The organism is Roseateles sp. (genome assembly GCF_049240545.1).
Classification (GTDB): Bacteria; Pseudomonadota; Gammaproteobacteria; order Burkholderiales; family Burkholderiaceae_C; genus Paucibacter_A.
In genome coordinates this window covers 1-12,350 of record NZ_JBMLSK010000067.1, presented here as the reverse complement: position 1 = coordinate 12,350, position 12,350 = coordinate 1, and the positions used below count along the sequence as shown (strand labels likewise).

The 12,350-nt window shown below is 59.1% G+C and carries 9 protein-coding genes and 1 pseudogene; 9 read left to right on the top strand and 1 reads right to left on the bottom strand.

Going from position 1 to position 12,350, the window contains the following annotated elements; genetic code table 11:
* Positions 1-122 precede the first annotated feature (122 nt).
* From ACOVRJ_RS03895 to ACOVRJ_RS03855, 9 genes are all read left to right on the top strand, one after another.
* Positions 123-1,334 carry a XylR family transcriptional regulator gene (locus tag ACOVRJ_RS03895; RefSeq protein ID WP_422042585.1) on the top strand — a complete coding sequence of 404 codons (1,212 nt, stop codon included), beginning with the start codon at positions 123-125 and terminating at the stop codon, positions 1,332-1,334.
* 382 nt (positions 1,335-1,716) lie between these two features.
* Entirely contained in the window at positions 1,717-2,475 is a 759-nt protein-coding gene (kduD, locus tag ACOVRJ_RS03890; protein ID WP_422042584.1) for a 2-dehydro-3-deoxy-D-gluconate 5-dehydrogenase KduD, read from the top strand.
* Between the two features lie 51 nt (positions 2,476-2,526).
* The gene (locus ACOVRJ_RS03885; protein WP_422042583.1) at positions 2,527-3,705 is read left to right on the top strand and encodes a glycoside hydrolase family 88 protein; all 1,179 of its coding nucleotides are present in this window, start codon (positions 2,527-2,529) and stop codon (positions 3,703-3,705) included.
* A 158-nt stretch (positions 3,706-3,863) separates the two neighbouring features.
* Positions 3,864-5,285: an MFS transporter gene (locus ACOVRJ_RS03880; RefSeq protein WP_422042582.1), complete on the top strand. Its 1,422-nt coding sequence runs from the start codon at positions 3,864-3,866 to the stop codon at positions 5,283-5,285.
* Positions 5,286-5,287: 2 nt separating this feature from the next.
* Positions 5,288-6,100, top strand: a complete 813-nt coding sequence (locus tag ACOVRJ_RS03875) for a hypothetical protein (RefSeq protein WP_422042581.1) — start codon at positions 5,288-5,290, stop codon at positions 6,098-6,100.
* 86 nt (positions 6,101-6,186) lie between these two features.
* The gene (kduI, locus tag ACOVRJ_RS03870) at positions 6,187-7,023 is read left to right on the top strand and encodes a 5-dehydro-4-deoxy-D-glucuronate isomerase (protein ID WP_422042580.1); all 837 of its coding nucleotides are present in this window, start codon (positions 6,187-6,189) and stop codon (positions 7,021-7,023) included.
* Between the two features lie 94 nt (positions 7,024-7,117).
* On the top strand, positions 7,118-7,984 hold the full coding sequence (locus tag ACOVRJ_RS03865) for an amino acid ABC transporter substrate-binding protein (RefSeq protein ID WP_422042579.1): 867 nt from the start codon (positions 7,118-7,120) through the stop codon (positions 7,982-7,984).
* A gap of 106 nt (positions 7,985-8,090) precedes the next feature.
* Positions 8,091-9,164 carry a class II fructose-bisphosphate aldolase gene (gene fba, locus ACOVRJ_RS03860; RefSeq protein WP_422042578.1) on the top strand — a complete coding sequence of 358 codons (1,074 nt, stop codon included), beginning with the start codon at positions 8,091-8,093 and terminating at the stop codon, positions 9,162-9,164.
* A gap of 544 nt (positions 9,165-9,708) precedes the next feature.
* The gene (locus ACOVRJ_RS03855) at positions 9,709-11,373 is read left to right on the top strand and encodes a hypothetical protein (RefSeq protein WP_422042577.1); all 1,665 of its coding nucleotides are present in this window, start codon (positions 9,709-9,711) and stop codon (positions 11,371-11,373) included.
* 504 nt (positions 11,374-11,877) lie between these two features.
* Here the strand turns inward: ACOVRJ_RS03855 and ACOVRJ_RS03850 are convergent.
* Positions 11,878-12,350: pseudogene (locus tag ACOVRJ_RS03850) on the bottom strand (hypothetical protein); the annotation flags it as partial.

The window sequence follows — 12,350 nt, the reverse complement described above, 5'->3', positions numbered from 1 at the left end:
AGCAATCGCTGTGGAGTAACCGACAGCGATTGCTCGGTGCGCTGCAGTGAAGAGCGTAGAACCCGGCGGGGCCCCTTGCCCAGCCAGTCCGATAGATCGTGATTAATAGGTGAGATTCGATCATGAAGATGCCGGCGACCCACAAGATAGCTCTGCTGTTCAATGCCAACAAGATTTACGACCGAGAGGTCATCTCTGGCATTGCCTCCTACCTGAAAAGCACACGCGCCGCCTGGGACCTTTTCATGGAGGAGGACTTTAGGTGTCGCCTCAATGGTATCGATACCTGGGTGGGTGATGGCATCATCGCCGACTTTGATGATCCGCAGATCTGCGAGGCCTTGGCCGACATCAAGATCCCGGTGGTCGCGGTCGGCGGCTCTTATGAGGATGTGCGCAAATACCCGGCGGGTGTGCCCTATGTGGCGACCGACAACGAAGCGCTGATCCGCATGGCCTTTGATCACCTGATCGAAGGTGGCTTGAGAAACTTTGCCTTGTTTAGCCTGCCTGAGTCGGGCGAGAACCGCTGGGCCCAAGAGCGTGAGAGTGCTTTTTGCCAGTTGATGCAAAAAGACCGCCTCTGGGCTGAGATCTACCGCGGTCATGCCACAGCCGCCCCCACTTGGGTCGATGCAGAGCAGAACTTGATTCAGTGGGTGCAGCGCTTGCCCAAGCCGATTGGCATCATTGCTGTCACCGATGCGCGCGCCAGACAGCTGCTACAGGCCTGCTCAATTGCCGGCATCCCGGTGCCCGAGCAGGTCGCAGTGCTGGGCATTGACAACGACCCATTGACCCGCGTTTTGACGCGCATCCCCTTGAGTTCGGTGATACAAGGCGCGGTAGAAATTGGCCGCACCGCGGCCCAGTTGCTGCACCAGATGCTGAGTGGAGGTCGGGTCCGTGACTCGCGCGTTTTGGTGGCCCCGGTGGGCATCAATGTGCAGGCCTCCAGCAGCCACCAGTCGCTCAGCCATCCGAGCGTCATGCGCGGCATGCACTTCATCCGGCAGTACGCCTGTCAAGGCATCAAGACCGAGCAGGTGGCGGATTATGTGGGCGTGTCCCGGTCGTCGTTGGATGCCCATTTTCGGCGCGAATTGGGCCACAGCGTGCACACCGAGATTCTCAAATACAAGCTCAAGGCCGCAACCAAGATCCTCGCCAACGAAAACACGCAGATTGCCGACGTCGCCGTCAGTTGCGGCTTCACAACCGTGCAGTACTTGAATGCGGTATTCCGCCGCGAACTTGACTGCACCCCGCGCGAGTACCGCGACAAGGCATCGGTGAGCCGCGAAAGCTCGCAGTTTGGTGCGCTCGCGGCCTAGGGCGGCGCAGACAAAGCACTGTCGGCGAGTCCCCTTGCGATACGGATTCGGCGCAAGTCGCAAGGCCGAAAAGCAAGTTTCGTAATTGCCACCCACATTCCCGGCTGGCACCATGCCTACAAGGTTCTCGGCTCGGTGAAAAACGAAAACCACCGAGAACAACGGCCCGATTCAAGGACCGGAAATGCAAGCTTGATTTTTGAGACGGTCGAGCGCCATGGACCTCTCGAGTGGGTCTCGACCGAGTTCCCGACGTCAACGAGCAGCGGAACGACCTGAGATCGAATTTATAGAGCGGCAAGACATCAGGTTCGGCGAGGCCCTACCGACTGTGCTGCATGGATTCGCCGCGTGGCGATTGATTAGCTTAGTGAGAAACACAATGGTTGAACTGTTTTCTATCGAAGGTAAGACCGCTTTGGTGACCGGCGGGACCAGCGGCATCGGCGCCGCCATTGCTGCCGCCTACGTCAAGGCGGGCGCCAAGGTTGCAGTCACCGAGCACACCGAAACGGCCGGCGCAGATGCCGTCACTCGCGTCCGCGAGGATGGTGTGCTGGTGGTGAGGGCCGACTTGGCCGAACCCGCTGGTGCGCAGTGGGTAGTCGATGCGGTCGAGAAGGAACTTGGCGCCTTGGACATCTTGGTCAACTGCGCTGGCACTATTCGCCGTGCACCGGCCGAAGAGTTTCCTGAGTCTGACTGGTCTCAGGTGATGGCCGTCAATCTCGACGCAGTCTGGCGCTTGTCGCAACTCGCAGGGGCAAAGATGCTGAAGCGCGGAGAGGGCGGCAAGATCATCAACATCGCCTCGCTGTTGAGCTTCCAGGGCGGCATCCGAGTGCCTTCCTATACGGCCAGCAAGCACGCGGTGGTGGGCCTGACCAAGGCCTTGGCGAATGAATGGGCGGCGCGCGGCGTCAATGTGAATGCCATCGCTCCGGGCTATATCTCGACCGCCAACACGCAGGCCTTGCGCGAAGACGAGCAGCGCAACCGTCAGATTCTGGAGCGTATTCCGGCCGGTCGCTGGGGTCAGGCCTCTGACCTGGCTGGCGCGGCCATGTTCTTGGCCGCACCGGCTTCGAGCTATATCCACGGCCATGTCTTGGTGGTCGATGGCGGCTGGCTGGCACGCTGAGTCGGCGCCTCGCCTCCCTCACTCATTCGAACTCTAGTTTCAGCATCAATCATGAGCCCATCTCTATACTCGACCGGGAGTCTCCAAGACCGGGTGCGGCGCGCCTTGGATACGGCCGTCGAGCAACTGTTTGCCAACCGCGAAAACTTCCGGGACGTTTTTCCGGGTGACAACACCATCGGCAATGTCTATCGACCTCATGTGCAAGAAGGCTTTGCCGATGGCTCAAACGTGGGTTGGACAACCGGCCTGTGGACCGGTCAGTTGTGGATGGCTTATGAGTTGAGCAGTGGCGAAGGCTTTCGCGATGTGGCCGAAGACCATGTCAAGAGCTTCGCGCGCCGCTTGGAATTGCGTGAAGACCTGGCAACGCATGACCTGGGCTTTCTGTACACGCCGTCTTGCGTTGCGGCGTATCGCCTAACCGGTAGCCAATTGGCCAAGGACAGCGCCTTGCAGGCTGCCGATGAGCTGATGAGTCGCTACCTGCCGGCGGCCGGGGTGATCCAGGCCTGGGGGGACTTGAATGATCCCGCCCAACGTGGCCGCATGATCATCGATTGCTTGATGAACCTGCCGCTGTTGCGTTGGGCCGGCGAAGTGCGACAGGACCCGAAATACAAGGCTGCGGCAGACGCCCACTGCGCCAAAGCGCGTGACTATCTGGTGCGCCCCGACGCGTCGACCTTCCATACCTACCACTTTGACCCGGCGACGGGCGAGCCCGAACGGGGCAGCACCCACCAGGGTGCATCGGACAGTTCTTGCTGGGCGCGTGGACAGGCCTGGGGCATCTATGGCTTTGCGCTGAACCACAAGCACGCGCCAGAGCTGAACTTGCTGGATACCGCGATCCGCGTGGCCGACTACTTCCTTGAGCACCTGCCCAAGAATGGCGTTGCCTACTGGGACTTGAGCTTCGGCGAGGGTAGTGGCGAAAGCTGGGATAGTTCGGCATCGGCCATCGCCGTTTGCGGTCTGCTCGAGTTGTCGGAGCAACTGCCGCCGGGCGCGCAAAGCAGTCGCTATCGCGCCGAGGCGCTGGGCATCTTGGACGGCTTGATGGCCAATTGCGTCGGCGATTTGTCCTTCACCAAAGCACTGCTCTTGCACGGCGTCTATCACAAGCCGCATGGGCGTGGTGTCGATGAAGCCAACCTCTGGGGCGACTATTTCTACCTTGAAGCGCTGGCCCGCGTGGACCGGATTCATTGGACGCCACATTGGTGAGTTGCTAGGCTAAGCGCTGACTCTGAAGAAGCCAATCTGGGGCAAAAAACCAGAGCCCGAGACAAGCATCGACTTCAGTCGAGCAAGGGCACAACAATTCGAAAGCGTGCTACATCATGACACAGTCATCAGCAAACTCTGGGGCGAAGGCCGTCCCGGTGCCCCTGCAATCAGCGCTTGAAACCTCGAGCGTTTCAAGCCAGAACCGCGTTGCAGGCACATTGGTCTACACGGCCGGCGGCTTGTTGATCCTGTTCCTTTGGCTCTTGTTTGGTGACTTTGCGATCGCGATGCGTGAGCGGGCTGCAGTGCCGAGCGTGATGGAGTTGCTGCGCCAGCACCACGCCTCGGCGACCACCATGTCCATTCTGGTGGTAGCTTTTCCGGCCATCATTGGCCTGCTGCTGGTGCCGGTGGTGTCCTTCAAGTCGGATCGCTATCGTAGCGACCGGGGTCGCCGTATTCCCTTTCTGATCATCCCGACGCCCATCGGAGCGGCGGCCATGGTCGGCTTAGGTTTCACGCCCTGGCTGGGCACGCAGTTGCATCACTTGCTTGGCCAACTCTCGCCCGGGCTGGACTTTTGTGTGCTGAGCTTTTTCTGCGTGTTCTGGACGGTCTTCGAGTGCGTGGCGGTGCTGACCTTGGCGATGTTCACAGCGCTGATCAACGATGTGGTGCCCAAGGGTTTGCTGGGTCGGTTTTTTGGCCTGTTTCGCAGCATCAGCCTTGGCGCCGGCATCATCTTCAATTACTGGATCTTCAAGCTGACCGAAACCCATTTGATGGAGATTTTTGTCTCGATCGGTCTGTTTTTTGGCCTGGCCTTTACCTTGATGTGCTTGATGGTCAAGGAGGGCGAATATCCTGCGCCCGAGGACACCGCCGACGATGCTGCGGCTCAGGGCTTTGTGGCCGGCGCCAAGACCTATTTTGTCGAGTGTTTTTCGCAGCGCTATTACCGCTGGGCCTTTGCGGCCATCGCCATCGGCACCTTGGCACCCAGCCCGTTCAACACCTTCTACCAATGGTATGCCGGCAACTTGGGCATGCCCAAAGAAACCTTGGGCAAGCTCTCGGCCTATTCCTATGGGGTGTCGATCGGTCTGGCCTATTTCATTGGCTGGTTGGTTGACCGCTTCAACGCCTTGCGGGTGGCCACCGGGGCCTTGCTCGTCTACATGACGGTGATGTTGTGCGGCTACTTGATGATCCACGACGTCAACAGCTTCGGCGTTTTTTACGTCCTGCATGTGGTGATCTCTGGCGCCTACTTCACCTCGGCGGCCTCGCTGCCCATGATGCTTTTTCCACAAATGAGGTTCTCTCAATTCGCCTCGGCCGCGGGCATGGTGACCGGCCTATCGACCCTGGCTGTGAGTCTGGTGCAGGGCCCGGTGCTGGACCTGAATGGCAACGACTACAAGCTGACCCTGCTGGGTAGCAGCATCTTTGCTGCGCTGGCGGTGTTGCTCAATTTTGTGGTGCTGCGCCATCAGGCGCCAGAGCCGCTGAGCGCGAACGCCAACAAGCTCACCGGCAACCCCTCCTTGAACAACGCGGCAGCAGAGGCCGCTTGACCATGAATCATCAATTGTTAGGCATCGATGAGGGGCGGCAGCAGTTGTACCTGATCGATACTGCCAAGCCGGACTTCGGATGGACCCTGGACCTGGCTGACTTCCCTTGTGCAAGAGATATGCAGCGGATTGGCTGGGACCGAGCACTGGTCGGCTTTGAGCGCGGCTTCTTTGAAGTCAATATCTTCAGCGGCAAGGTGTTGACCGTTTGCGATCGTTGGAGCGGCGTTACAGCAGTGACGCGCCGTCCCGACGGTAGTACTTTGGTCACCGGCATGAATCTAGACGGCACTGACGGCGTCAATGTGTTGACGCTGAACCGTGAGTTCGACGTGCTGAAAAACGCCCGGCGTGATGGCAACTATGTGCGCCTGATGCGCCTGACGCCGCAGGGCAGCTATCTGCTCTCGACCAATGATCGGATCCTGGAAACCGACACTGACTTGAATCTGCGTCGCGAGTTTGTGGCCGATGGCTTCGAACATGCCTGGCTGGCGCAGCGCATGCCTGACGGCAGCACCCTGGTGACCGCCGGATACGGCGCTTGCTTTGCGCAATTTGACGCCGACGGAGGTTTGATCCGGCGCTTCGGCACCGCCGAACAGTTGCCATCCCAAGTCGCGCCGTTTTTCTACGCCGCCTTCCAATTCCTCCCCTCAAACACTGTGCTGGTCGCCAATTGGCAAGGCCATGGGCCAGACAACGGGAACAAGGGGCAGCAGTTGCTGGAGTTTGGCCTTGACGGAGAACTGCTGGCCACCTGGTCTGACCCTGCACGAATCTCATCATTGCAAGGCATTTTGGTGCTGTCTTGATGGGCGTCGCCTCCGCATCGAATAACGCGCCAAATCGACGTGCTAAGCGCGTCGTCTGAGAATTACTTTTTTCTAGGAATTTGCTCATGGAAATCCGCAACCCCATCCATCCAGAACACGCCAAACAACTCGACACCGCCGGTCTGCGCCGCGAGTTTTTGATCGAGAAACTTTTCGTTACCGATGAGCTGACGCTGACCTACAGCCATATTGATCGCATCGTGGTTGGAGGTGTTCAGCCGGTGACGAAGTCGGTGGGCTTTCCTGACAATATCAATAAGTTGATCGGCAGTGACTTCTTCTTGGCGCGTCGCGAACTGGGTTTGATCAATATCGGCGGCGCAGGTTTCGTGGTCGTTGATGGCGTCGAGCATGCGGTCGGCCCGCGCGATGCCCTGTACATCGGCTCGGGTGCTCGCGATGTGCGCTTCACCAGCCAAGATGCCAATCAGCCCGCCAAGTTCTATCTGAATAGCGCCCCGGCGCATATGTCCTACCCGACACGACTGGTCACGCTGGAGCAGGCCAAGAAGGTCACGCTGGGCGAGGCACGCACCAGCAACCGCCGCACCATCAATCAATACCTGATCCCCGGCGTGGTCGATACCTGCCAGTTGGTGATGGGTTTGACACAGTTGGAAGAAGGTAATCTTTGGAACACCATGCCTTGCCACACCCACGAGCGGCGCATGGAAGTCTATTGCTACTTCGACATGGCCGATGACGCCCGTGTCTTCCACATGATGGGCCAGCCCAGCGAAACCCGCCACATCGTGCTCGGCAACGAGCAGGCTGTGATCAGCCCGAGTTGGTCCATCCATTCGGGTGTCGGCACCCAGGCCTATACCTTTATCTGGGGCATGGTGGGTGAAAACCAAGTCTTCGGTGACATGGACCACGTGGCAATGGCCGACTTGAAGTAGTCCCGGAGGCTGGGTCCGAGGTGCCGGCGGCAATGGCTGGCGGCACCGCGAGGAAGCTACAGGAGCCATCGAAATGAAGTGTTCCCTGCTTGACGTGTTGTTGCTGGCCTGCGGGCTGATCCTGGCTCCTCATGTTGTGCACGCCACGGAGGCGGAGCCCACCAGGGTGGTGTATTCCGCCGGTGAAAATGCGGAAGGCTATCGCTATGACGATGTCAGGGAAATACTTCGGCTTGCACTCGAGAAGACCGAGCCAGAGTACGGGCCCTTCGTCTTAGAGAAGTCCAAGGTATTTACCAACGGACTGCGCGACCGGCGAAGGCTTGAGGCAGGCGAAATTCAAGTGCTCTGTTACACCACTTCGATGGAAATGGAGCACAACTTTGTGCCCATTCGAATTCCGTTGCGCAAGGGATTGTTGGGCTACCGAGTTGCCCTGATCCGCAAGGCTGATCAAGGCAGGTTCGCGCAGGTACAGAGCGCCGAGGATTTACGCAAGTTCACGGTCGGGCAGGGCGTGGGTTGGGACGACGGCAAGGTATATGCGGGCCATGGCATTCCGGTGATGGAAGGCCAATTCAACAACCTATTGAAGATGCTGGATCATCAGCGCTTCGACCTGCTGCCGCGTGGCCTGGGGCAAGTGCAGTTGGACTTGAGCCTGTACGGCAAGGAGTTGCCGCAAGTGGCCATCGAAGAAAAGCTACTGTTCCACTACCCCTGGCCGTACTATTTTTTCTTCGCCAAGTCGAATATGGCGCTAAAGAACCGGGTCGAGTTGGGCTTGCGCAAGATGATGAAAGATGGGAGCTTCGATGCCATATTTTGGAGATACAACCGCCTCGCCATCGAGTCCTTGAACCTGAAGCAGCGCCGCGTCATCGAGTTGCGCAACCCCTTGCTGCCGAAAGAAACGCCGCTTGACGACGCCTCCTTGTGGTTCTCCCCCCAGCTGAAATAAGTCGCCTTCGCCGCCACCCAACAGCAACCACGGGCCTTTCGATACGGCCCGGTCCGCAGCGTCTGGTACGGCCGTTTGAACCCCTTACTTCCATCGAGATCAATTCATGGCACTCGTTTCCATGCGCCAGTTGCTGGACCATGCGGCCGACCACGGCTACGGCATCCCCGCTTTCAACGTCAACAACCTAGAGCAAGTCCAGGCCGTGATGGCCGCGGCCGACGAGGTCTGTGCACCGGTGATCTTGCAGGCCTCGGCCGGCGCGCGCAAGTACGCGGGTGAAGCCTTCATCAAGCACCTGATTCAGGCCGCTTTGGAGGCCTACCCGCATATCCCTCTGGTGATGCACCAAGACCACGGACAGACACCGGCCATTTGCCAAGGCGCGATTGATCTGGGCTTCAGCTCGGTGATGATGGACGGCTCATTGATGGCCGATGGCAAGACACCGGCCAGCTTCGACTACAACATCGACGTGACCCGTCAAGTGGTGGCCCTGGCGCACAAGGTTGGCGTGACGGTCGAGGGCGAGCTCGGCTGCCTGGGGTCTCTCGAAACCGGCGAGGCCGGCGAAGAAGACGGCATCGGTGCAGTCGGCAAGTTGGAGCACAGCCAGATGCTGACAGACCCCGAGGAGGCCGAACGATTCGTCATGGCCACCGGCCTGGATGCGCTGGCCATCGCCATCGGCACCAGCCATGGTGCCTACAAATTCACCCGCAAGCCCACCGGCGATATGCTGGCCATCGGCCGGGTCAAAGAAATCCATGCTCGCATCCCCAATACCCATCTGGTAATGCACGGCTCCTCCAGCGTGCCACAAGAGCTATTGGCGCAGATTCGCCAGTACGGCGGGAACATGAAGGAGACCTATGGTGTGCCGGTCGAAGAGATCCAAGAAGCCATCAAGCATGGCGTTCGCAAGATCAATATCGACACCGATATTCGCCTGGCGATGACCGGGGCGGTGCGCAAGTTCTTGTCCGAGAACCCCGAAAAATTCGACGCTCGCGAATGGCTCAAACCCGCCCGCGAAGCCGCCAAGGCTGTCTGCAAGCAGCGCTACCTGGAGTTCGGCTGCGAAGGCCAGGCCGGCAAGATCCAGCCCCGTCCGCTGGTCGAAGTGGCCGCAGCCTATGCGCGCAGCGAGCTTGCGCCCGCTTGCCGGTCAGTGCACTAAGAATTGCTGCGGCCTCGCGGCTGAATTTTTGCGATGCAAAGGCACGGCTGAACAAATCCGCGCTGCACGGGAACTTCTTCAATCTTGCACTAAGGACTGGCCGCGAACAGGACCTCGACCTGAGGCGGCCAGATATCTTTGGCAGATGCCGTCTAAATTTGACGTCATGTCAAAAAAAATAACACGGCCGGCCGGATCGGATTCAAATCAATTGCCCGGCAGACGGCTGTTTCCCGCGTCGCTATGCACCGCACATATGCTTCAATTTCTCCGGCCGCCGGGCCTGGGTCGCGGGACATAACAGGCAAAGACAAGGACTATTCTGCTAAGCCTGCACGACTTAGGGGGCAACCCGTATCGCCGTCCGTTCGCGTTGCCCTACAAACGAGCCTGGGCGCACAAATCGAGTGCGATCTGCCAGCAAGACGCACACGCAGCCCCGCCGAACCATAGGCCAAGATGGGCGCAAATTCAGTTGCAAGTCTGCAAACTTCTTCCCTTGATGCAGCCTTGTTCTTCGTTGATTGCTTAGGAGTCCAACACCATGAATACCAAGAACCTCGGCGCAAAGCCTGCGCTCATCAGTCTGCTTGCCGCTGCCGCCATGGTGGCCTGTGGTGGGGGCGGCGGTGGTCTGTCTCCCTACGAAGCGCCGATGACCATGTCGATCTCTGGCTCTGCCTTCAATCTGAGCGGTGCAGCCATTGCTTCCGCACCGGTCAATGTGAAGTGCGCTGGGGCTAAGGCGTCTGGCACCACGGCGGCCGACGGCTCCTTCTCGATTCCAGTTGCGGGCGGCGCTCTGCCATGCATGTTGCAAGTGCAACTGGCCGACGGTTCGACACTTTACTCAATGAATGATGGTTCCGGCGTCGGTGGCGCACGCGCCAACATCACGCCCTTGACCGACATGGTCGTGGCAAAGGCGCTGGGTGTTAGTAACACCCCGGCTGCCGCCTTTGCAAGCTACGCTCCCGTGGCCTCCGCTACAGCTGCAACGGGCATCAGCAACGCACAGTCGATCGTGACAAATGCCTTGAGCGGGCTGCGTCTGAATGTAGGTACCGAGACCATGGGGGGGGCCATCAGCAGCAGCGACATCAGGGCCCTCGGCGCAGCATTGAGCACCGCGAAGGTCAGCTTGGCACAGTTGGAAAACGCGATTGTTGTTTCACAACAGCTCTCGGGCCCGACGACCTCATCTGCCTTGGTCTCGAATTTGATGACCTCGCCCTCTACGTCCTGCCCAACGGCTCGTAACGGCAGCTATATCGTCATCGACCAACGCGGCAACGCATCAACGGTGACATTGACGTGGAGCGGCAACAACGGTCTGTGGACCAGTGGCAGCGTCACGGCCGCGTTGACGGCGGTGGCCAACGATGCATGCCACTTCACCGGTACCGGCAGCGACACATTGGCCATCGACCTGGTACTCAGCTCGATTGAAAACATCGCCAGCTATCGCAAGACGTCGACAACCGTGAACGACTCGACCATCGGCCTGATGATACCGAACCCCATTGGCAACACGGTGGCCCTGACCGACTTGGCCGGTTCCTGGAACCGAGCTCGATTTGTTCGTGCCTCGGGTACGGCCATGTCCAACTTCAATGTTTCAGACGTCACCATTGCGGCCGATGGCGCGTTTACCAACAAGGAATGCACCAGCGTCGCAGGCACTTTTGACTGCAACGGAGCCGCCACCGGCAACAGCAGCACCGGAAAATTCGCAGCCGACTCGGCCAGCGCTTCCTTCAAGTCGTCAATCGACAGCCAACTGGCCTACCCAGTTCGCACTTCCGATGGCGGTTTGATGCTGGTGAAGGCGGGCGCCGGTTCGAACGGTATCGAAGTGCTCAGCAAGCGTACGGCCTTGGTCCTGCCTGGCGTCGGCAAGGCAACGGCAGCCTGGAGCAACTCCGGCAGCGTCAGCTCCGCCAATTTGGCGCTGTTCACATCGACCGCCATGGCCGCCGCCAAAACGGTTACCGTGACTGCCGCTGACGCAGCAGCCAATAGCTACACCAGCGACGACGGCTTCAGCCTGTCGATCAACAAGCCCTTGCCAGGTAATCGCTATCGCCCTGTTGCCGGCGCCAGCAAGTCGCAAGTGCAGATGCGCGCGGGCGGCATGCTGACGGTGTTTGGCAGTGAGAAGACCACCACCGACACGACAGCAAGCTTCGGCTTCTCGATTGACAAGTAAGTCAAAAGTTAGTCCCGCAAGGCCGGTGTCGCGGGATGCGACACCGGCTTTTTTGTTGAGCCAAGGACTTTTCTATTCACTTGTTCATTCTTTTCTCTGAGTCCTGAATCGTCGTAACGCCGATCTTCCAGACAAGGGCGGGGAGGCGACTTTTCGAGGCATCACGTCTAGCGCATGCGCTCGGGCAGATAGGCTGTGCCGTGCAGCCGATACAGCCTCTTGTGATTGACTCGGGGAAGCCTCGGATGCAGCAGCTTCGTGCATTCACCGATGGTCGATGCGCTGACGCACAAGCGCGATCACTAAAACCTTGGCTTGCGGCTCCCCGGCGTCGCGCCGGGCGCCAGAACGAGAAACCGGCTTTGCCGCGAATCTCAGTCACCTCTTTGGCGCCGTCGGCCCCCTTGAGGAACCCTTTGAACCGTTACTTGGTGAAATTGCGTTTCGTTTTTCTGCAAAGCGGAGCGCTACCAGTCCTCCTTGCTACGCCTGTAGAGGAGTAGATCAGCTCTGATCCGCGGAGATCGTTATCAAGGTCTCTTCCCCGTCTACCTTCAGCAGCACCTGAAAGGGCAGGGCACCTTCCGGAATATTGCTGGCAGTAAAGCTGCCAGAGCGGGCATCAAAGCGCAACCAGGATGGAAGTGCAGCACCATCGAAGCTCATAGCGCTGGGCATGCTTAGGCTGCTTTCGATGGCCCTTAGCAAGGTCCCGGGCAAGGAAAACATGAAACCAGCTTTGGGCAGGTTTGTGAGGGGCGGTGCCACCACCTTGATACTGGCCTTCGGGCTCGCCAAAGTTTGTTTATCAGCATTAAGTGCCACATCGCCTGTTGTGCTGTTGGTTGTAGGTGCAAGCACAGACACAGACACCGACACAGGGCCTGGCGCCGGAACTGGAACTGGAACTGAAGCCGGGGCGGGTGTGCTGGTCAAGTTTTTTCGGACACAGCGATAGGTTGTTTGATTGCCGATTG

Excerpts from the sequence above, each read along its gene's own strand:
- kduD (WP_422042584.1), top strand. The coding sequence starts at position 1,717 with ATGGTTGAACTGTTTTCTATCGAAGGTAAGACCGCTTTGGTGACCGGC.
- ACOVRJ_RS03875 (WP_422042581.1), top strand. The coding sequence starts at position 5,288 with ATGAATCATCAATTGTTAGGCATCGATGAGGGGCGGCAGCAGTTGTAC.
- ACOVRJ_RS03895 (WP_422042585.1), top strand. The coding sequence starts at position 123 with ATGAAGATGCCGGCGACCCACAAGATAGCTCTGCTGTTCAATGCCAAC.
- ACOVRJ_RS03885 (WP_422042583.1), top strand. The coding sequence starts at position 2,527 with ATGAGCCCATCTCTATACTCGACCGGGAGTCTCCAAGACCGGGTGCGG.
- fba (WP_422042578.1), top strand. The coding sequence starts at position 8,091 with ATGGCACTCGTTTCCATGCGCCAGTTGCTGGACCATGCGGCCGACCAC.
- ACOVRJ_RS03855 (WP_422042577.1), top strand. The coding sequence starts at position 9,709 with ATGAATACCAAGAACCTCGGCGCAAAGCCTGCGCTCATCAGTCTGCTT.
- kduI (WP_422042580.1), top strand. The coding sequence starts at position 6,187 with ATGGAAATCCGCAACCCCATCCATCCAGAACACGCCAAACAACTCGAC.